At 70.1% G+C, this 19,573-nt stretch carries 22 protein-coding genes; 6 read left to right on the forward strand and 16 right to left on the reverse strand.

The window, feature by feature from the left end; translation table 11 throughout:
* The first annotated feature begins 343 nt into the window (after window positions 1-343).
* The 4 genes from MKK49_RS04515 to MKK49_RS04530 are packed head-to-tail and all read left to right on the forward strand — an operon-like array spanning window position 344 to window position 4,250.
* Window positions 344-1,417, forward strand: coding sequence for a sulfate ABC transporter substrate-binding protein (locus tag MKK49_RS04515; protein ID WP_244026866.1), 1,074 nt, complete (start codon window positions 344-346; stop codon window positions 1,415-1,417).
* Between the two features lie 56 nt (window positions 1,418-1,473).
* Window positions 1,474-2,328, forward strand: coding sequence for a sulfate ABC transporter permease subunit CysT (gene cysT / locus MKK49_RS04520; RefSeq protein WP_244026867.1), 855 nt, complete (start codon window positions 1,474-1,476; stop codon window positions 2,326-2,328).
* Entirely contained in the window at window positions 2,321-3,199 is an 879-nt protein-coding gene (gene cysW / locus MKK49_RS04525; RefSeq protein ID WP_244026868.1) for a sulfate ABC transporter permease subunit CysW, read from the forward strand. Before cysT ends, cysW begins: the two co-directional genes overlap by 8 nt.
* Window positions 3,200-3,203: 4 nt before the next feature.
* Entirely contained in the window at window positions 3,204-4,250 is a 1,047-nt protein-coding gene (locus tag MKK49_RS04530) for a sulfate/molybdate ABC transporter ATP-binding protein (protein WP_244026869.1), read from the forward strand.
* A 199-nt stretch (window positions 4,251-4,449) separates the two neighbouring features.
* On the opposite strand, the gene MKK49_RS04535 is transcribed toward MKK49_RS04530, so the two are convergent.
* From MKK49_RS04535 to MKK49_RS04605, 15 genes are all read right to left on the reverse strand, one after another.
* Window positions 4,450-5,442 carry an aliphatic sulfonate ABC transporter substrate-binding protein gene (locus MKK49_RS04535; protein WP_244026870.1) on the reverse strand — a complete coding sequence of 331 codons (993 nt, stop codon included), beginning with the start codon at window positions 5,440-5,442 and terminating at the stop codon, window positions 4,450-4,452.
* 219 nt (window positions 5,443-5,661) lie between these two features.
* A complete protein-coding gene (gene ssuD, locus MKK49_RS04540; protein ID WP_244026871.1) occupies window positions 5,662-6,825 on the reverse strand; it encodes an FMNH2-dependent alkanesulfonate monooxygenase in 1,164 nt (387 codons plus the stop codon).
* Between the two features lie 32 nt (window positions 6,826-6,857).
* Window positions 6,858-7,718, reverse strand: coding sequence for an ATP-binding cassette domain-containing protein (locus tag MKK49_RS04545; RefSeq protein WP_244026872.1), 861 nt, complete (start codon window positions 7,716-7,718; stop codon window positions 6,858-6,860).
* 47 nt (window positions 7,719-7,765) lie between these two features.
* Window positions 7,766-8,593, reverse strand: a complete 828-nt coding sequence (gene ssuC, locus MKK49_RS04550; protein ID WP_244026873.1) for an aliphatic sulfonate ABC transporter permease SsuC — start codon at window positions 8,591-8,593, stop codon at window positions 7,766-7,768.
* A 6-nt stretch (window positions 8,594-8,599) separates the two neighbouring features.
* Window positions 8,600-9,541, reverse strand: coding sequence for an aliphatic sulfonate ABC transporter substrate-binding protein (locus MKK49_RS04555; RefSeq protein ID WP_244026874.1), 942 nt, complete (start codon window positions 9,539-9,541; stop codon window positions 8,600-8,602).
* Window positions 9,538-10,119: an FMN reductase gene (gene msuE / locus MKK49_RS04560; RefSeq protein WP_244026875.1), complete on the reverse strand. Its 582-nt coding sequence runs from the start codon at window positions 10,117-10,119 to the stop codon at window positions 9,538-9,540. Before msuE ends, MKK49_RS04555 begins: the two co-directional genes overlap by 4 nt.
* Before the next feature lie 325 nt (window positions 10,120-10,444).
* On the reverse strand, window positions 10,445-10,888 hold the full coding sequence (locus MKK49_RS04565) for a TIGR01244 family sulfur transferase (protein WP_244026876.1): 444 nt from the start codon (window positions 10,886-10,888) through the stop codon (window positions 10,445-10,447).
* 3 nt (window positions 10,889-10,891) lie between these two features.
* A complete protein-coding gene (dnaQ, locus tag MKK49_RS04570) occupies window positions 10,892-11,614 on the reverse strand; it encodes a DNA polymerase III subunit epsilon (RefSeq protein WP_244026877.1) in 723 nt (240 codons plus the stop codon).
* Window positions 11,615-11,671: 57 nt separating this feature from the next.
* Complete coding sequence (gene coaE, locus MKK49_RS04575) at window positions 11,672-12,280, reverse strand: dephospho-CoA kinase (protein ID WP_244026878.1); 609 nt, start codon at window positions 12,278-12,280, stop codon at window positions 11,672-11,674.
* A complete protein-coding gene (locus MKK49_RS04580; protein WP_244026879.1) occupies window positions 12,277-13,128 on the reverse strand; it encodes a shikimate dehydrogenase in 852 nt (283 codons plus the stop codon). The genes coaE and MKK49_RS04580 overlap by 4 nt, the downstream gene beginning before the upstream one ends.
* Window positions 13,125-14,105, reverse strand: a complete 981-nt coding sequence (locus tag MKK49_RS04585) for a cation diffusion facilitator family transporter (protein ID WP_244026880.1) — start codon at window positions 14,103-14,105, stop codon at window positions 13,125-13,127. Before MKK49_RS04585 ends, MKK49_RS04580 begins: the two co-directional genes overlap by 4 nt.
* A gap of 122 nt (window positions 14,106-14,227) precedes the next feature.
* Complete coding sequence (locus MKK49_RS04590) at window positions 14,228-15,157, reverse strand: AEC family transporter (RefSeq protein ID WP_244026881.1); 930 nt, start codon at window positions 15,155-15,157, stop codon at window positions 14,228-14,230.
* A 26-nt stretch (window positions 15,158-15,183) separates the two neighbouring features.
* Window positions 15,184-15,804, reverse strand: a complete 621-nt coding sequence (locus tag MKK49_RS04595) for a Maf family protein (protein WP_244026882.1) — start codon at window positions 15,802-15,804, stop codon at window positions 15,184-15,186.
* Window positions 15,805-15,851: 47 nt separating this feature from the next.
* Window positions 15,852-16,076 (reverse strand): hypothetical protein, encoded by a 225-nt coding sequence (locus tag MKK49_RS04600; protein WP_244026883.1) that lies wholly within the window; start codon window positions 16,074-16,076, stop codon window positions 15,852-15,854.
* A gap of 62 nt (window positions 16,077-16,138) precedes the next feature.
* The gene (locus MKK49_RS04605; protein ID WP_244026884.1) at window positions 16,139-16,969 is read right to left on the reverse strand and encodes a pyruvate, water dikinase regulatory protein; all 831 of its coding nucleotides are present in this window, start codon (window positions 16,967-16,969) and stop codon (window positions 16,139-16,141) included.
* Between the two features lie 519 nt (window positions 16,970-17,488).
* Between MKK49_RS04605 and MKK49_RS04610 the strand changes: the two genes are divergently transcribed.
* Window positions 17,489-18,619 (forward strand): uroporphyrinogen decarboxylase, encoded by a 1,131-nt coding sequence (locus MKK49_RS04610; protein ID WP_244026885.1) that lies wholly within the window; start codon window positions 17,489-17,491, stop codon window positions 18,617-18,619.
* Complete coding sequence (gene hemJ / locus MKK49_RS04615; RefSeq protein WP_244026886.1) at window positions 18,619-19,068, forward strand: protoporphyrinogen oxidase HemJ; 450 nt, start codon at window positions 18,619-18,621, stop codon at window positions 19,066-19,068. Before MKK49_RS04610 ends, hemJ begins: the two co-directional genes overlap by 1 nt.
* Window positions 19,069-19,092: 24 nt before the next feature.
* Here hemJ and MKK49_RS04620 read toward each other — a convergent pair whose 3' ends face one another.
* Window positions 19,093-19,518 (reverse strand): VOC family protein, encoded by a 426-nt coding sequence (locus tag MKK49_RS04620; protein WP_244026887.1) that lies wholly within the window; start codon window positions 19,516-19,518, stop codon window positions 19,093-19,095.
* Window positions 19,519-19,573: the final 55 nt, after the last annotated feature.

Consider the following 19,573-nt stretch of genomic DNA (forward strand, 5'->3'; position numbering starts at 1 on the left):
CGGCCGCGAAACCCCGGCCCGCCGTGCCTTCCCGCGCCACATCGCGATCGGCAGATCGGGGCATCTTGGGGCGACCCTCCGGCGGCCTGGATCGACTGAAAATGTTCTTCTTGAAGAACGCACCGTTGGAGAAGAGACCAATCTTGGATTCGCTGATCCGGAAAAATTCCTTCCTTCGAATGGGGAAGCCCCCCGCATCGCTTGGAGATTCTGTCCGTCAAAGCCATATCCCGCTGCAGCACGGCCCATCGCGCGGTTGACAACGTTCGTTATATCGAACGAAAACCCTGCCGTGGCCCCGTCGATCCGAGGGTCCGCACGGCCCGTTTTCGAGAGGCGACAGATGTTGAGCGAGACCCATCCGACCCCGAGCCGGCGGAGCCTGACCCTGTCCGCCTGCCTCGCCGCCGCCCTTCTCCTGGCCGGGCCGGTTCTCCTGGCGGGGCCTGCTCTCCTGGCGGGGTCTGCCCGGGCCGACAGCGAATTGCTCAACGTCTCCTACGATCCGACGCGCGAGCTCTACAAGGACATCAACGCCGCCTTCAGCGCCGACTGGAAGGCCAGGACGGGCGAGACCGTGACCGTGCGCGCCTCCCATGGCGGCTCCGGCTCGCAGGCCCGCACGGTGATCGACGGCATCCCGGCCGACGTGGTGACCCTCGGCATCCCCTCCGACATCGACGCGATCAGTCGACTCGCCAAGAAGATCCCGGCCGACTGGCGCGCCAAGCTGCCGAACGAAGGCCTGCCCTACACCTCCACGGTGGTGTTCCTCGTGCGCAAGGGCAATCCGAAGGGCGTCAAGGACTGGGGCGACCTCGTCAAACCCGACGTCAAGGTCATCACCCCCAACCCCAAGACCTCGGCCGGCGGGCGCTGGAACTTCCTCGCCGCCTGGGGCTACGCCTACGAGAAGGACGGCAAGAACGCCGACAAGGCCAATGCCTTCGTGGGCGAGCTCTACAAGAACGTGCCGGTCCTCGACACGGGCGCGCGCGGCTCCACGGTGACCTTCGCCCAGCGGGGCCTCGGCGACGTGCTGCCCACCTGGGAGAACGAGGCCTACCTCGTGTTCGACGAGTTCGGTCGCGACAAGTTCGACGTGGTGGTGCCGCCGACCTCCATCTACGCCGAGCCGCCCGTGGCCCTGGTGGAGGGGAATGTCGACAAGAAGGGAACCCGCAAACAGGCCGAGGCCTACCTCCAGTTCCTCTACTCGGACGCCGCCCAGGCGATCTTCGCCAAGCACCATTACCGGCCCCTCAACCGCGCCGCGGCGAAGCCCGAGCACCTGGCTCAGCTGCCCGAGCTGACGCTGTTCAGAATCGAGGATCTCCAGGGCAGCTGGGACGACATCCAGAAGAAGAACTTCGACAATGGCGGCCTGTTCGACCAACTGAGCAAGGCCGGGCGGTAACCGCCTTGCCCTCCCCCCCGCGGGGGAGGGTTCGAAGACCAACGCAGGACCGTCCCATGGCCCCACCCCTCCGCCCGAGACGGCGCTTCCGGCAGCCGAGCGTCATTCCCGGCTTCGGCCTGACGCTCGGCTACACCCTCACCTGCCTCAGCCTCATCGTGCTGCTGCCGCTCGCCGCCCTCGTGGTTCGCGCCTCCGGGCTCGGGCTATCGGGCATCTGGGACGTCGCCACCGATCCCCGCGTGGCCTCGGCGCTCCGCGTCAGCTTCGGCGTCTCGGCGCTGGCAGCCCTCACCGCCTCGCTCTTCGGCTTCCTCGTCGCCTGGGTGCTGACCCGCTATCAGTTCCCCGGCCGCAAGATCGTCGACGCGGTGGTGGACCTGCCCTTCGCCCTGCCCACCGCCGTGGCCGGCATCGCGCTCGCCTCCCTCTACGCGCCGAACGGCCTCGTGGGTGCGCAGCTGGCGAAACTCGGCATCGAGGCCGCCTACACGCCGGTGGGCATCTACATCGCCATGGTGTTCATCGGCCTGCCGTTCGCCGTGCGGACCGTGCAGCCCCTCATCGTCGAGATCGACAAGGAGATCGAGGAAGCCTCCGCCACCCTCGGGGCGGGCCGCCTCCACACCCTGACCCGGGTGGTGCTGCCGCCCCTGATCCCGGCCGTGCTCACGGGCTTCGCCCTCGCCTTCGCGCGCGGCGTCGGCGAGTACGGCTCGATCATCTTCATCGCCGGCAACCTGCCCTACGTCTCGGAGATCGCGCCGCTCCTCATCGTCATCAAGCTCTCAGAATTCGATTACGGCGGCGCCTGCGCCATCGCGACGATCATGCTCGGCATCTCGTTCGTCACCCTGCTCGCCATCAACCTCATCCAGGCCTGGAGCCGCAGGAGATTCGGCTATGTCTGAGATCGCGACCGAACTGCCCCGGCAACAGCCGGCCAGCGTCATCACCGAGGGCGGCCTCGTGCGCGGCCTGCTCATCGCGGTGGCGATCGTCTTCCTCGCCCTGTTCCTCGTGCTGCCCCTGGTCACGGTGTTCGTCCAGGCCTTCGCCAAGGGCTGGGGCGCCTATCTCGCCGCCTTCCACGAGGCGGATGCCCACGCGGCCATCCGCCTGACCCTGATCACGGCGGCCATCGCCGTGCCGTTCAACCTCGTCTTCGGCATCATGGCCTCCTGGGCCATCGCCAAGTTCGAGTTCACGGGCAAGAACCTGCTCGTCACCCTCATCGACCTGCCGTTCTCGGTCTCGCCAGTGGTCTCGGGCCTGATCTACGTGCTCGTGTTCGGCTCGCAGGGGCTCATCGGCCCGTGGCTGCTGGAGCACGACATCCAGATCATCTTCGCGATCCCCGGCATCGTGCTGGCGACGATCTTCGTCACCTTCCCGTTCGTCGCCCGCCAGCTCATCCCGCTCATGCAGGAGCAGGGCACCGCCGAGGAGGAAGCCGCGTTGACCCTCGGAGCGTCGGGCTGGCACGCCTTCCGGACGGTGACGCTGCCCAACATCCGCTGGGGGCTGCTCTACAGCGTGCTCCTCTGCAACGCCCGCGCGATGGGTGAATTCGGCGCGGTCTCGGTGGTCTCGGGCCACATCCGGGGCCTGACCAACACGCTGCCGCTCCACGTGGAGATCCTCTACAATGAGTACAACTTCGTTGCCTCTTTCGCCGTCGCCTCCCTCCTTGCCGGCCTCGCTCTTGTCACCCTCGGCCTCAAATCCCTCCTCGAATGGCGCTACGCCGGCGACATCGCGGCGTCCGGGCGCCGGCACTGAGCCGGTGACGGGCTCCACCGCCATCCGCGTCGAGAACCTGTCGAAGACCTTCGACACGGCCGCCGTCCTGCACGACCTCTCCCTCGACGTGCGGGCGGGCGAGCTGCTGGCGCTCCTCGGCCCCTCGGGCTCGGGCAAGACCACGCTCCTGCGCATCATCGCCGGCCTCGATTTCCCAGACCGCGGCCGCATCGTGTTCGGCGCCGAGGACGCGACGCGCCTCCCCGTGCAGCAGCGCGCCGTGGGCTTCGTGTTCCAGCACTACGCCCTGTTCAAGCACATGAGCGTGGCCGACAACATCGCCTACGGGCTGAACGCCCGGAAGCGCTCCGAGCGCCCGGCCAAGGCCGAGATCAAGCGCCGCGTCGGCGATCTCCTCGACCTCATCAAGCTCTCGGGCTTCGCCGACCGCTACCCCTCCCAGCTCTCGGGCGGCCAGCGCCAGCGCATCGCGCTCGCCCGGGCGCTCGCCGTGGAACCACGGGTGCTCCTGTTGGACGAGCCGTTCGGGGCCCTGGACGCGCAAGTCCGAAAAGACCTGCGCCGCTGGCTGCGCGAGATCCACGACCGCACCGGCCAGACCACGATCTTCGTCACCCACGACCAGGACGAGGCCCTGGAGCTTTCCGACCGCGTCGCCGTCCTGTCGCGCGGGCGCCTCGAGCAGATCGGGACGCCGGACGAGGTGCAGGAAGCCCCCGTCTCGGCCACGGTCCTGAAGTTTTTGGGCGACACCATCGAGGTCGAGGCCATCGCCCAGGGCGGCGAGGTCCGGGTCGACGGCCGGCTCACGCCCGTCGTCGCGCCGCCCGGCCTCGTCGGCCCGGTCAAGCTCTATGCCCGGCCGTGGCAGTTGCAGTTCGCGGAAAGCCACGAGGCGCACCTGCACGGCACCGTGCGCTCGTCCTACCGCAGCCAGGGCCGCCAGCGCATTGAGGTCGACCGGATCGAGGGCAAGACCGTGGTGGTCGAAGCCTCCGACACCGCCCGCCTGCCCGCCGGCCGCGCGGTCGGCCTGCGGATTCTCGCCGGACACGTCTTCGCCGGGTAGGCCCCGGTGGTTTCCGGGGTTCGAAGGGCGAGCCCTTCGCGGGTCCAGGGCAGAGCCCTGGGGTCCTCGTCGCGCTTGCGCCCGACACCCGCCGAAGGGATGATCCCTTCGGAATCCCGAGGCTACGCAGCGCAAACGAAAGGGCGAGGGAATGTCCCTCGCCCTTCTTTCCTTCAAGCCTTCGCGGGGCGCCGAAGGCTCAGGTGCCCGGTTTCCACACCGCGTCCGAGACCACCAGGGGTTTCGGCAGCAACCCGAGACGGTGAAACGTATCGGCCACGGCCTGTTGGTCGGCCACCGTGCCGGCGTCGAGGGGCGTGACGCCGTAGGTGAGACGCTTGAGGGCCACCGTGAGGATGGGGGCCGGGATGCCCACCGAGGGCGCGAGCTCGGCCGCCACCGCGTCGGTGTTGTCCTTGGCCCAGGCGTCGATGGTCGCGACCGCCGCCAGGGTGGTGTTGAGGACGGCGCGGTTGGCAGGCGCCTCGGCGAAGGGGCGGCGCGAGAGGTAGAACTGGCGGTTGGGCACGAGGCCCTCCCCGGTGACGAGGGTGCGCGCCCCCGTCGCCCGCTCGCCCGAGGCGAGGTAGGGGTCCCAGATCGCCCAGGCCTCGACGGAGCCGCGCGCGAACGCGGCGGCCGCGTCGGCGGGCCCGAGGAACGCGAGCGTCACCGCGTCGTAGGGCACGCCCGCCGCCTCCAGGGCCCGCACGAGGAAGTAGTGGACGTTGGAGCCCTTGTTGAGGGCGATGGTCCGGCCGCGCAGGTCGGCCACGGTGCGGATCGGGCTGTCGGCGGCGACCAGAATGGCCTCGCCCCGCGGGGCGGCCGGCTCGTGGGCGACGTAGACGAGGTCGCGGCTCGCGGCCTGGGCGAAGATCGGCGGGGCCTCGCCGGCCGATCCGAGATCGATGGCCCCGGCGTTCAGCGCCTCCATCAGGGGCGGCCCCGACGGGAATTCCGACCAGGCGACGCGGTAGCCGAGCGGCTTCAGCCGCTCTTCCAGCAGGCCCTTGCCCTTGAGGAGCACGAGGGTGCCGTACTTCTGGTAGCCGATGCGGATCACCTTCTCGTCGGCGCGGGCCTGGAACGTGGTGAGCACGAGGACCGCGAGGGCGGCGGCGAACCACGCCCAACCTTGGAGTGGTGAGGCCTTCGGAACGGCGAGGGCACGGGTGGCGGCGCTTGGCATGGGCGAGTGTCCTTGGGTTCGAGATCGGTTTGTCTCGATCACCCCGGTCCCGACAGTCGCGACGGGCTCCCTCTCCTGGAAGGAGAGGGCTGGGGTGAGGTGTGCGAACTCTCCGAAAAGGTCACACACCTCACCCTGTCCCTCTCCTTCCAGGAGAGGGGACCCGCGCCAGACCCACCTCGGTGTCCGAGACAATCGAACGTTCGACAAAAAGAGTAATCAGTGAGCCGACACTTGCCGGGTCGGCACGATGTCGTTGGCCATGACCTCGCCGAACGGGCCGTCGTTGCGGGCGTTGCTCGGCGCAACGCCGGTGGTGGCGCGCAAGGGGAGCTTCGGGAACACGAGTTCGGCGAAGCGGTAGGCTTCCTCGAGGTGCGGGTAGCCCGACAGGATGAAGCGGTCGATGCCGAGATCGATGTACTCCTTCATCCGGTCGGCCACCTGATCGGCCGAGCCGACGAGGGCGGTCCCCGCCCCCCCGCGCACGAGGCCGACGCCGGCCCAGAGGTTGGGCGAGACTTCGAGCTTCGTGCGGTCGCCGCCGTGGAGCGCCATCATCCGGCTCTGGCCGACGGAATCCTGGCGCTTGAGGGTGGCCTGGGCCCTGGCGATGGTGTCGTCGTCGAGGCGCGAGATCAGGTTCTCGGCAGCATGCCAAGCCTCGCCCTCGGTCTCGCGGACGATGACGTGCAGACGGATGCCGTAGGAGAATTTTTTGCCCCTGCGATCGGCGGCCTCGCGCGCCCTGGCGATCTTCTCGGCCACCCCGGCGGGCGGCTCGCCCCAGGTCAGGTAGACCTCGCAATGCTCGGCCGCGACCTCGATGCCGGCGGGGGAGGACCCGCCGAAGTAGAGCGGCGGATAGGGCTTCTGCACGGGCGGGAAGATCACCCGGCCCTCCTCGACCTTGAGGTGTTTCCCTTCGTAGCTGATGGTCTCGCCGGACAGGAGGCCGCGCCAGATGTGCAGGAACTCGTCGGTGACGACGTAGCGCTCGTCGTGGTCGAGGAACACGCCGTCGCCGCGCAGCTCCACCGGGTCGCCGCCCGTGACCACGTTGATGAGGAGCCGCCCGTCGGAGATCCGGTCGAGGGTCGCGGCCATGCGGGCGGCCACGGCCGGTTCCTGCAGGCCGGGGCGCACGGCGACGAGGAAGCGCAGGCGCTGGGTCAGGGGGGCCAGCGCCGAGGCCACCACCCAGGAATCCTCGCACGAGCGGCCCGTGGGCAGGAGCACGCCGTAATAGCCGAGTTCGTCCGCGGCCTGGGCGATTTGGCGGAGATACGGCAGGGTGACGGCCCGCGCGCCTTCCTGGGCGCCGAGGTAGCGGCCGTCGCCGTGGGTGGGCAGGAACCAGAGGACATCGGTCTGACCGGTCATGGAGAAGGCTCCGAAATGGGGGTGGGCGCGGCTCAGGCCGGCGCGTGATTCTGAAGGAGATGGTCGAGGATGCGGCCTTCGAGGGCCGCGAGATCCGGATCGCCGCGCCGGCGCGGGCGGGGCACCTCGACCTTCACGTCGAAGGCGATATGCCCGTTCTCGACGACGAGGATGCGGTCGGCCATGGCCACGGCCTCGGCGACGTCGTGGGTGACCAACAGAGCGGTGAACCCCTGCGCCCGCCAGATCCCCTCGATCATCGCCTGCATGTCGATGCGGGTGAGGGCGTCGAGGGCTCCCAGGGGCTCGTCGAGGGCGAGGAGGCCGGGACGCGAGACGAGGGCGCGGGCGAGCGCCACGCGCTGGCGCTGGCCGCCGGACAGGGTGGCGGGCCAGTTGGCCGACTTGTCGGAGAGGCCGACTTCGGCGAGCGCGCTCTGCGCGCGCGCGCGGCGCTCGGCCCTGGTGCCGGATTCCCCCAAGCCCACCGCGACGTTGTCCACCACCTTGGCCCAGGGCAGGAGGCGCGGCTCCTGGAACATGATGCGCTTCGGGGCCGGGCGCACGGCGTCGGATTCGAGGACGACGCGGCCGGCGCTGGGCTGCTCCAGGCCGAGGATCAGCCGCAGCAGGGTGCTCTTGCCGCAGCCCGAGCGGCCGACGACGGCGACGAACTGTCCGGCCGGGATGTGGAGGTCGAGGCCGGTGATCACCGTGTTGCCGTCGAAGGACTTCGACAGGTCGCGGACGGTGACGGCGAGGCCGCCCATGGCCGCGGCCTCGGGCGTCCGGGCGCGGGGAACCGGCCCCTTCGCAGGTCGGTCGGTGGGCTTCCGGACCGGTGCGATTTCAGGTGCGGCGGCATCGTGGGCGCGCAGGGCGGTGGCGATCATGGCCAGGTTTCCGTGGATGTTCTGATCAGGTTGAGCGAGGCGGCGCCTCAGACGGTCCGGTAGGCCGGGTTCCAGGCCAGACACGTGCGCTCGAGCCAGCGGGTGAGCACGTCGGCGAGCTTGCCGAGGCCGGCGTAGATCACGATGGCGAGGACCACGACGTCGACGAGCATGAACTCCCGCGCCTGCATGGCCATGTAGCCGAGCCCGGAGGAGGCCGAGATGGTCTCGGCGACGATGAGGGTGAGCCACATGATGCCGAGCGCGTAGCGCAGGCCGACGAAGATCGACGGCAGGGCACCGGGCAGCACCACCCGGGTGAACAGGCTGAACGACGACAGCCCGTAGACCCGGCCCATCTCCACGAGTTGCGGGTCGACGGAGCGGATGCCGTGCAGCGTGTTGGCGTAGACGGGGAAGAACACGCCGAGCGCCACGAGGAAGAGCTTGGCTTCCTCGCCGATGCCGAACCACAGGATCACCAGGGGGATGAGGGACAGGTGGGGCACGTTGCGCACCATCTGCACGGTGGTGTCCGTGAGTCGGTCGGAGGCGCGCGACAGGCCGTTGGCGAGGCCGAGGGCGAAGCCGATGCCGCCGCCGACGGCGAACCCCGCCAGCGCCCGCAGGGTGCTGACCCAGAGGTTGGCCCAGAGTTCGCCGGTGCGGCCGAGCTGCCAGCCCGCCGCGATCACGTCCAGCGGAGCCGGCATGAACCGGGTCGAGACGAGGCCGGCGGAGCTCGCCGCCTGCCAGCCGAGGACGATGCCTAGCGGCAGGAGCCAGGGTGTGAGGCGCTGGGTGGCGCCGTCGAGGAGGGGGGCGAGGGTACGGGGCGCGGAGGCTCGGAAATCCGAGATGGGGGAACGTGCCATGACATGTCAGCCGTTGGGGGGTGCCGCCCACACCGCGTCGGAGACGCGGATGGGCTTCGGGATCAGGCCGGCGGCGTGGAAGCGGTCGGCGATGGCCTGCTGCTCGGCCACGAGTTCGGGCGTCACCGGGCCGATGACGTAGTCCGTACGGGCGACGGCGCGCTCGGTGGCCGCGAGGGGGACGCCGGTGCCGCGCGACAGGATCGCCGCCACATCGTGGCGATTGGCTTCGCACCAGGTCGCCACGTCGGAGAGCGCCGCGATGGCGGCCTTCACGATCCGGGGTTGGGCCTGCGCCACGGTGCGGTTGGCGAGGAAGAAGTTGTTGGGCCGGGCGATGTCCGTCGCGAGAGCCAGGACGCGCACGCCGGGACGCCCCTGCGCGATGGCGAAATAGGGGTCCCAGATGGCCCAGGCGTCGACCTGGCCGCTGACGAACGCGGCCGCCGCATCCGCCGGCGCCAGGGTCACGGGGACGATGTCGGCGTAGGTCAGGCCGGCCTTGGCCAGGGCCGCCAGGGTGAGGTTGTGGGCGCTCGACGCTTTCGCGAAGGCGACGCGCTTGCCCTTGAGATCGGCCAGCGCGCGGATCGGTGAATCTTCCGCCACCAGGATCGCGGCGCCCGAGCCCGCCGCACCTTGCGCCGCCGCGTAGACGAGATGGCAGCCCGCCGCCTGGGCGAAGATCGGCGGGGCGTCGCCGGTCTGGCCGAAATCGATGCCGCCGAGGTTGAGCGCTTCGAGGAGCGGCGGCCCGAACGAGAACTCGGTCCAACCGACGCGGTATCCGAGGGGTTTCAGGCGCGCCTCAAGGACGCCCTGCTGCTTGGCGACGACGAGGATGCCGTTCTTCTGGTAACCGATGCGGAACACGGGGTCGGCCGCCCGGGCGGGCCGGGCCGCGGCGGCGGCGAGGCCCGTCGCCAGGAGGGTGCGCCGGTCGATCACCGGGCGGCTCCGGCCACGGCGCGGACGGGCTCGCGCGCCGCCGAGGCGTGGATGAGCTGGCTCGCGAGCTGGCCGGCGGCCTCGGCGACGCGCGCGCGCACGCCGGGATCGGTGAGGGCGCCGTCGGTGAAGTCGGCATCCGACGCGTAGACGGCGGTGGGCAGGGCCAGCGCCCCGAAGAATCCGAACAGGGGCCGGAAGGCGTGCTCGACCACGAGGGCGTGGCGGGCGCCGCCGCCCGTGGCGACGATGGCTACGGGCTTGCCCGTCAGCGCCGTGGGATCGACGAGGTCGAACAGGTGCTTGAACAGGCCCGTATAGGCACCCTTGTAGACCGGGGAGCCGACGATGAGAGCGTCCGCCCCCTCAATGGCCTCGACGATGCGGCGGGCCGGCAGGGACAGGTCCTGGCGCGACCAGGCGGCGCCGAGGGCGGCACCGGCATCGACCATGTCGAACAGCTGGATCTCGGCCTGGATCCGCGTCTCGGTCTGCGCCGCGACCGCCTCGACGAGGCTGCGCGTCTTCGAGGGACGCTGCAGGTTCGCGCTGAAACCGACGATGCGGGGACGTGTCATGAGGGTTCCGATCGAACAGATCTTCAGGAAAAATCAGTGTCGCCAAAAGCAACGCCGCACTCCCGAAAAGATGTCCCACGGTCACCGATGGGTCAATGAAACGTTTCCGCAAAGATAAGTCGGTCAGAAGATGATTTTATTCTCGATCTGGATCGAGAAAGGAATTTCGTTTCGTTCAGGCCGGGGGGCGTCCGAAATCCGAGACGCACCGCACAATCGGCCCAGCCGGCGGTCTCATGCCCGATCCGGTTGGATCCCTTCGGGATGGCGGATCCGGGCTTCGCTCAGATGTCGCGCGGGCTTCCTGACACCGACACCGCTGTGATCAGGCGGAGGTCGTATCAGGTGCGTTGGCGTCGAGCCACGCGACGGCACCGGTGAGGTCGAAACCGTGACGGGTCCCGAAGGCGCGCACGTCATCGCGGCGCATGCGCCCGTCGAGGACGGCGCCGAGCACATGGAGCGTCAGGGAGCGGGTGCCGGAGCGGCAATGGGCGACGACGGGGCCGGGGGCGGCCGTCACAGCCGCGCGAAACGCGTCGATCTCGGCCCGGCCGAGGGTGGCGCCCGTCATCGGCAGGTGGTGATAGACCAAGCCCGCGGCCTGCGCGGCGGCGGCCTCGGCCGCCGTGCCGGGCTGGCCCGGCTCCTCGCCGTCGGGCCGGTTGTTGATCAGGGTGGTGACGCCCTCGTCCCCGAGCGCCTCGATCTCGGCGAGCGTCGGCTGGCTCGCCACCGAGAGGGTGTCGTCGATCCGCACAAGCCGCATGGGTCAGGCCGTCCCGTCTTCACCGAGATAGTCGCGCCACACGGAGGCAGGCCCGAGGGTGGCGAGGAAGGCGGCGTGGCGGGCGCTCTCCTCCGGGGTGAGGCGGTGGCGCAGGCGACGCGGCCCGATGGGCGTGCCGTCCCCGGCGAGCGCCGGCCCGGTCTCGACCGGAATCTCGATGGCGGCGAGCCCCAGACTCGTCTGCTTGCCGCCCAACAGCTCGACATAGACCTCCGCCAGGATCTGCGAGTCGAGGAGCGCGCCGTGCTTGGTGCGACGGGTGGTGTCGATGCCGTAGCGCACGCACAGGGCATCCAGGGTGTTGGACGCGCCGGTATGCTTGCGCCGGGCCAGTTGCAGGGTGTCGATCACGTCGGAAAGATCGATGGGCGGTGGTGCCGCGGCCCCGAGGCGGGCGTATTCCATGTTGAGGAAGCCGACGTCGAAGGGCGCGTTGTGGATCACCAGGGGGGAATCCCGACAGAACGCGCGGAACTCGTCGACGATGTCGGCGAAGACCGGCTTGTTGGCCAGCATCGCATCCGAGATGCCATGGACCGCGAAGGCGCCCTGCGACACGGGGCGCATCGGGTTGACCTGCTTGTGAAAAAACGCCCCGGTCTGGACGTGGTTGATGAGCTCGACGCAGCCGATCTCGATGAGGCGGTCGCCGTTCTTGGCGTCGGTGCCGGTGGTCTCGGTATCGAGGACGATCTCGCGCAGCATCGCTCAGGGTCCGTGGAGGGCGGGGGTGGTCGACCATGCGCCGGAGACCGGACGGGTTCAAGGCGGGGATGGCATCCCGCGCAGGCGCGCCAGGATCCCATCGACCTCGGCCTCGGCATGGGCGAAGCCCAGGCTGGTATCGAGGACGAAATCCGCTCGGGCACGCTTCTCGGAATCCGACATCTGCTTGGCGAGGATCGATTCGAAGGTCGCCGCGTCCATGCCGGGGCGGGCCAGCACCCGTTGGCGCTGAACCTCGGCCGGGGCGGTGACGACGAGCACCGCGTCGCAGCGCGCGTCGCCACCGGTCTCGAACAGGAGGGGGATGTCGAGGACGGCGACGGGCGCCTGCGCGTGGGCGGCGAGGAAATCGCCGGCGGCCCGGCGCGCCAGGGGATGGACCAGGGATTCCAGGGCGGCGAGGCGCTCCGGGTGGCCGAGCACCGTTGCCCGCAGGCGCCCCCGATCGACGGATCCGTCCGCGGCCAGGATGCCGGGAAACTCCTTGGCGATGGCGATGGAGGCCGCGCCGCCGGGCGCGTAGAGGGCATGGACCGCCGCATCGGCATCGTGGACCGGAATGCCGCGTGCGGAAAACAGCGCGGCGGTGGCGGACTTGCCCATGCCGATGGAGCCGGTGAGGCCGAGGACGAGCGGCCGGCTCATGGACCGGCTCGTGGGCCGACGAGATCCGCGACGATGCGGTCGCGCAGGGCCGGCGTCACGGCCGGCCGCACGCCGAACCAGCGCTCGAAGCCGGGCACCGCCTGGTGGAGCAGCATCCCGAGGCCATCGACGGCGGCGAGGCCCCGCGCGCGCGCGGTGGCGAGCAGCGGGGTTTCCAGGGGCGCGTAGACGATGTCGGCGACACTCGCCGAGGCGGGCAGGGGCGTCAGGTCGAGGTCGAGGACGCCGTGGCCGGCCATGCCGAGCGACGTGGTGTTGACGAGGAGTCCCGCCCCGGACAACGCGGTCGGCAGGTCGGCCCAGTCGAGGGCGGCGACCCGTTGAGGATCGAGGGCCACGAGGGCCTCGGCGCGGGCACGGGTGCGGTTGGCGACCTGAATGCGGGTCAGGCCACGCTCCAGCAAACCCACCACGATGGCACGCGCCGCCCCTCCGGCTCCGAGCACCACGGCCGTTCCACCGGTGCGGTCCAGCCGATCGGCGCCCAGACTCTGGTCGAGATGGGCGATGAAGCCCGGCGCGTCGGTGTTGTCGCCCCACAGGCGGCCGTCCGCGTCGAAGAACACGGTGTTGACCGCGCCGATCGTCTTCGCCCGCGGCGTCAGTTCGTCGACGCGGGCGAAGGCCGCCTCCTTGTGAGGGATCGTGACGTTGCCGCCCGCGAACCCCTTTTCGCGCAGGGTCTTCAGAAACTCCGCAAACGCCTCCGGCGCCACGTCGATGCGTTCGTAGGTGCCCGCGATGCCGTGCGCGGCGAGCCAGTGGCCGTGGATCAGCGGCGAGCGCGAATGGGCGATGGGATGTCCGACGACGAAGGCCTTCGTCACACCACGTCCTCCGGGGTCAGGTGACAGGCGGGACCGTCCGCCCCTTCGATCTGCACGGTCGCGTGCCCGATGCCGAAGGTTCTCCGCAAGTCCTCGGCGAGGCCGAGCAGGAAGGCATTGCCCGGGTGCCCGGCCGGCATGACGAGGTGGGCGGTGAGCGCGATCTCCGTGGTGCTCATCGGCCAGATGTGGAGATCGTGGAGCGCGGACACGCCCGGCCGGGCGGCCAGGAACCCGCGCACGGCCTCCGGGTCGATGCCCGGCGGCACCGCCGACAGGGCCATGACCACGCTGTCGCGGAGCAAACCCCAGGTCATCCAGACGATGAGGCCGGCGATGGCGAGACTCACCACGGGGTCGATCCACACCGCGCCCGTGAGCACGATGGCGAGGCCGGCGAGCACGACGCCGAGCGACACGGCGGCGTCGGCCATCATGTGCAGGTAGGCGCCGCGGATGTTGATGTCGCTGCCCTTGCCGGAGGCGAACAGCCACGCGGTGATGCCGTTGATCGCAATGCCGATGCCGGCCACCACCATCACGGTCACGCCCGCCACGGGCGCGGGGTCCATGATGCGCAGGATCGCCTCCCAGATTATGGCGCCCGTGGCCACCAGCAGGAACACGGCGTTGAACAGGGCGGCGAGAATCGAGGAGCCGCGCAGCCCGTAGGTGAAACGCGAGCTGGGACGCCGCTTGACCAGCACCGAGGCGATCCAGGCGACGACGAGGCCGAGCACGTCCGACAGGTTGTGGCCCGCATCGGCCACCAGGGCCATGGATTGCGAGGCGAAGCCGTAGCCGGCCTCGACGATCACGAACCCGGTGTTGAGGACGATGCCGATGGCGAAGGCCCGGCCGAACGAGGCCGGCGCGTGGACGTGCCCGCCGCCATGACCACCCCCGTGGCCGCCATGGCTGTGCCGATGCCCGTGATCGTGTCCGGCATGATCGTGGTCGTGGTGACGTCCAGCCATGGGATCTCCATCGCACCCGGCCGAGCCTCCGACCGCCGTGAGATGCCCATAGCCGCGATGCCCCCATCCATCCAGCGTGGATGACGACGCGGCCCCGTCCGGCCTTGTCCCGCCCGGTGCCCTCAGACCGCAAAGCCCTGGAGAATCATCAGGACCAGGGGGATGGCGAGGCCGGCCAGGATGGTCTGGACCGCCACGATGCCCGCCATCAGGGGGGCGTCGCCGCCGAGCTGGCGCGCCATGATGTAGGAGGACGAGGCCGTCGGCAGAACCTGGAAGATCAGGGCGGTCAGGGCGGCCGGTCCGTGCAGGCCGAGGGCGCGACAGGCCAGGATCGTGGCGAGCGGCATCGCGAGGAACTTGACGGCCGAGGACACCAGGACCGGGCGCATCCAGGTGCGCGCCGACGACAGGTCGAGGGCGGCCCCGACGCAGAGCAGGCCGAGGGGCAGGGACGCCTGCCCCAGCGCCTTGAGCATCGGCTCGAAGCCGGGCGGCACGCCGAGCCCCGTCACCTGCAGCAGGATGCCACCGAGGCACGCGACCACCAGAGGATTGAGGGCGAGTTGGCGGGCGAGGCCGGCCGGGCTGGGCCGTCCGCCCGTGCCGAAGCGGGCGAAGACGAGGACGCAGAGGATGTTCACCGTGGGGACGATGGCGGCGTTCGCCACCGCGGCCAGGGCGACCCCTTGGGTTCCGAACACCCCGATGGCCGCCGAGACGCCGACGTAGTTGTTGAAGCGGACCCCGCCCTGGAACACCGAGGTGAAGGCCGCCCCCGGAAAGCCGAGGCGTTTTCGCGCTGCCACGAGGGCCGCGGCGACGGCGCAGGTGGACGCGACGAGCACGGCGACTAGGGCGAGCACCGGCACGCCCTCGAGATGCGCGGTGGCGAGTCCATGGACGAACAGGGACGGCAGCAGGACGTAGTAACTGAGGCGTTCGGCCTGGGGCCAGAACGTCTCGCCGGGAAAGCCGGCCCGGCGCAGGCCGGCCCCCAATGCGATCAGCAACCCGATGGGGACCAGGGCGAGGAGGACGGGCCCGATCATCGCGGGCCGCCGAACGGATCGTGCATCTAGAACGCCAGAAGCTGTCGGGCGCGCAGGCGGGCCAGCAGGGGGAGCAGGGGCAGGCCCAGGATGGTGGTGTGGTCGCCATCGATCCGCGTGAAGAGATGGATGCCGAGGCCTTCGAGCTGGTAGGCGCCGACGCTCGCCGTCGCGCCGGGACCGGCGAGCGCCACGTAGGCCGCGATGGAAGCCGCATCGAGGGGCCGCAGGGTGAGATGCGCCGTCTCGACGAAGGTCTCCGGGGCGTGCCCGCCGCCGCACAGGGCCACGGCGGAATGGAGTCGGTGGGTGCGCCCGGCGAGGCGCGCGAGCTGGGTGCGGGCGGCGGCCGCATCGGCGGGCTTGTGGAACACGACCCCGTCGCATTCGAGCACCTGATCGGCTCCGACGACGATCCGGCCCGGCGCGCGGGCGATCACCGCCTCGGCCTTGGCGAGGGCGAGACGCACGGCGAGATCCGTCGGGCCAAGCCCGACGCACGCGGCCTCGACGGCGCGCTCGTCCACACCGGGGCTCTCCGTCTCGGCGGTCAGGCCGGCGCCCCTGAGGAGCGCATGCCTTGTCGGGCTGGTGGAGGCGAGGAGCAACGGCTCGGCGCCGCGCCACAGGGGGGAGGAGAAATCCATCGCTCCAGTGTCACGGATCGCCGCGACACGACAAGGTGGGCCCGGGTCTAACGGCGCATGCTGCGGAAGCGGCAATAGCGGCCGTTGTCCTGGAAACCGCCCGGACACCGGGCGACGCAGGCGCCCGCTGCGAACTTGAGCGGCGGCCGGCAGGAATATTTGTGGCTCTTGTTGCGGTACTGATGATCCTGCGCGCGGCCGGCCTCGGCAGGGGAGACGGACGCGCCGACGATCAGGGCGAGGAGGGCGGCGCAAGCGAGACGGTTCGGCATCGGGCATCCCGAAGTGGCGGATCGAAGCGTCAACCCACGCGGGACGCGGTTGGTTCGCGCGATCAGGTGGCGATGAACTTCAGCCGGTGCTCGCGGTGCAGGTCGAGGATGGCGGCGGCCGTCTCCTCGATGGAGCGGCGCGTCACGTCGATGGTCGGCCAGCGGTGCTTGGTGCACAGGCGCCGGCACGCCGCGATCTCGTCGGCCACCGCGCTGCGATCGACGTAGAGCGACGAATCGTCGGCCTTGAGGCTGAGCAGCCGGTTCTGGCGGATCTGCACGATGCGCTCGGGACTCGCCAGCAGCCCGACGAGGAGGGGCTTTCGCGCGTTCTCCAGGGCGGGCGGAAGCGGCATCCCGGGCACGAGGGGAAAGTTCGCGGTCTTCAGGCCGCGATTGGCGAGGTAGATCGCGGTCGGCGTCTTCGAGGTGCGGCTGACGCCCACCAGGATCACGTCGGCCTCGTCGACATCGACGGGCAGGTTGCCGTCGTCGTGCGCCAGGGTGAAGTTCATGGCGTCGATGCGCTTGAAGTACTCGGCGTTGAGCATGTGCTGCGCCCCCGGCCGGGCCGTTGAATCGGCCCCGAGGTAGGATTGCAGCAGGGCGTGCACGGGCTGGAGCACGGAGAGGCACGGCGAGCCGGTCTCGCGGCAGGCCGCCTCCAGGCGCTCGGTGAGATCGTGGCCGACGAGCGTGTAGAGCACGAGGCCGGGCGCGGCCTCGATCTCGGAGATCACCCGCTCGAGCTGCGGCCCGGACCGCACCAAGGGGTAGACGTGCTCGATGGCCGAGACGCCCTCGTACTGGGCGGCCGCCGCGCGCCCGACATTGATCAGGGTCTCGCCGGTGGAATCCGAGACGAGGTGGAGGTGGAAGTAGCTGCGGCTCATGGAGAAAGCGGTCTCCTCGGGATCAGGAGACAAGGAGCGGGCCGGCCCTGTCCACTGCGCCGGCCTCGGGGGAGTCGATGAGTGTGGATAAGCCGGCTCGCCACCGGGGTCCAGGCAGGAGCCGCCCCGTGTTGTCGACTCTGGCGTACACACGCCGTCCGACGCGCGTCGCCGCGACGCGGTTTTGGGAGAATCAGGGACCATGCGGCGCCCACCGGCGCGGAGGGTCACGCAAGGCACTGTCCGGCATCGTCTATCCGGGACATTGCTCCCAATCCGTTAAAGCCCTCTTAACGCCGTGGCGGCGGGGACGGCCTGTGGACGCTTTTCCGCTCCCGTCATCCAGCCCTCTAAAAGAAAAAACAGAGTCCTAGAATCTCTCTTTCCTTTTAGAAGGGCCGTGTGGGGATCGATCCGTCGCGACCACCCGTCGAAGGACGAGAAGGACGGTTTTCGAGGGGAGACAGCCGGGCCATCGGTGCTACAACCCGGTCACGGGGTTGAGGCGTCGGAGATCGGATGAGCCAGGGTGATGGGGCGGACCGCGTGGTCCTGCGGGTGCTCTCGGGCGAGGCGCAGGCGCAGCCTCCCGCCTGGATGATGCGCCAGGCCGGCCGCTACCTCCCCGAATACCGGGAGGTCAGGGCGAAGGCCGGCTCGTTCCTCGACCTCTGCTACAATCCGGACTTCGCCACGGAGGTCACCCTCCAGCCGATCCGGCGCTTCGGCTTCGAGGCGTCGATCCTATTCTCCGACATCCTCGTGATCCCCGACGCCCTCGGCCAGGACGTGCGCTTCGTCGAAGGCGAGGGGCCGCGCCTCGACCCACTCGCCGGCCGGGCCGAGTTCGCGCGCCTGCGCCAGGCCGACGACCCGGCGATTTTTTCGCATCTGGCACCCGTCTTCGAGACGGTGCGGCGGCTCCGGGCCGAGCTTCCCCACGAGACCACCCTGCTCGGCTTCTGCGGCGCGCCCTGGACCGTGGCGAGCTACATGATCGGCGGACGCGGCACCCCCGACCTCGCACCGTCGCGGGCGCTCGCCCGGCACGACACCGCCCTCGTCGAAGCCCTCATCGACCGCCTCGTGACCGTGCAGACCGAATACCTCGTGCGCCAGCTCGAGGCCGGGGCCGACGCCGTGCAGATCTTCGAATCCCATGCCGGGTCTCTGCCGGATGTGCGCGGCGCGTCCGAACCGGACGAGGCCCCGCTCAACGAGGTCGCCGAGAGCGCCCTGCCGGAGGGGACGCCGCGCGACGCTCTCACGCGCTGGTCGCTCCAGCCCATCGCCCGGATGATCGCCGGCGTGCGGGCCCGGGTGCCGGGCGCGAAAATCATCGTGTTCGCGAGGGGCTCGGGCCTCGACGGCCACGCCCGCGTGGTGCCGGAGACGGCCGCCGATGCCGTCGGCGTCGATTGGTCGGTGGATCTGGCGGCCCTCAGGGCCCGTGTGCCGGCCTCGACGGTCACCCAGGGCAATGTCCACCCCGATACCCTCATCGAGGGCGGAGCGGCCCTGGACGCGGCCGTGGACGGCGTGCTGGAGGCCACGAACGGCCTGCCGCACATCTTCAACCTCGGCCACGGCATCACGCCGCAGACCCCCATCGCCCATGTCGAGCAGATGCTGAAGCGACTGCGCGGCTGATGGACGGCCTCTACCTCTGGATCAAGGCGCTCCACGTCGTCGCCGTCATCTCGTGGATGGCGGCGATGCTCTACCTGCCGCGCCTGTTCGTCTACCACGCCTCCCTGGTGCCCGGACCGCACGCAGAGGCGCAGTCCGAGACCTTCAAGGTGATGGAGCGCCGGCTCCTCAAGGCGATCATGACCCCGGCGATGATCGCCACCTGGCTCTTCGGGCTGATCCTCGTCTGGCAGAGCGGCTACTACGCCGCCGGCTGGCTCCAGGCGAAGGTCGTCCTGGTGCTCGCCCTGAGCGGCATCCACGGCTGGCTCGCCCGCATGGTCAAGGACTTCGCCGCCGACCGGAACACCCGCGGCCACAAGTTCTACCGCGTGCTCAACGAGGGCCCGACGCTGCTGATGGTCGCCATCGTGGTGCTGGTGGTGGTGAAGCCGGGGCTGTGGGGGTGATCGCCTCCCGGCACCGTACCGAGGTCAGGACGCGGCGGGAGCGCCCGCGACATCCAACACCCAGGTGATGCCGAAACGGTCCGTCACCATCCCGTACAGGGGTGACCAGAATGACGGGGCGAGGGGCTGAAGGACCATCCCCTCCGGGATGAGCTTCTCCCAGTACGCGGTGATCTCGTCGGGGGAATCGCCACGCACCGACACGAAGAACGCGGCTTCCCCGGGATTCCAGGGCCGGGCCGACGGTACGTCGAAGGCCATCACCCGGAAACCTGTGTCGGACACCACCTGGCCCCAGATCACCTGATCGGCCTCGGACGGGTCCTGGACCTGCCCGGCATCCTCGTACGAGACGACCGTCTGCGCGCCGCCGAAGACGGAGCGGTAGAAGGCCAGCGCGGCGCGGGCCTCGCCACGAAAATTCAGGTGGGTGACGGCGTTCACGGTCATGTCGGGCTCTCGCGTCGGGGGCTGTCTGGCTGGTCTGCCGAGCCTGTGATATCCG

The sequence above is a fragment of the Methylobacterium sp. J-090 genome (assembly GCF_022829345.1).
GTDB lineage: Bacteria > Pseudomonadota > Alphaproteobacteria > Rhizobiales > Beijerinckiaceae > Methylobacterium.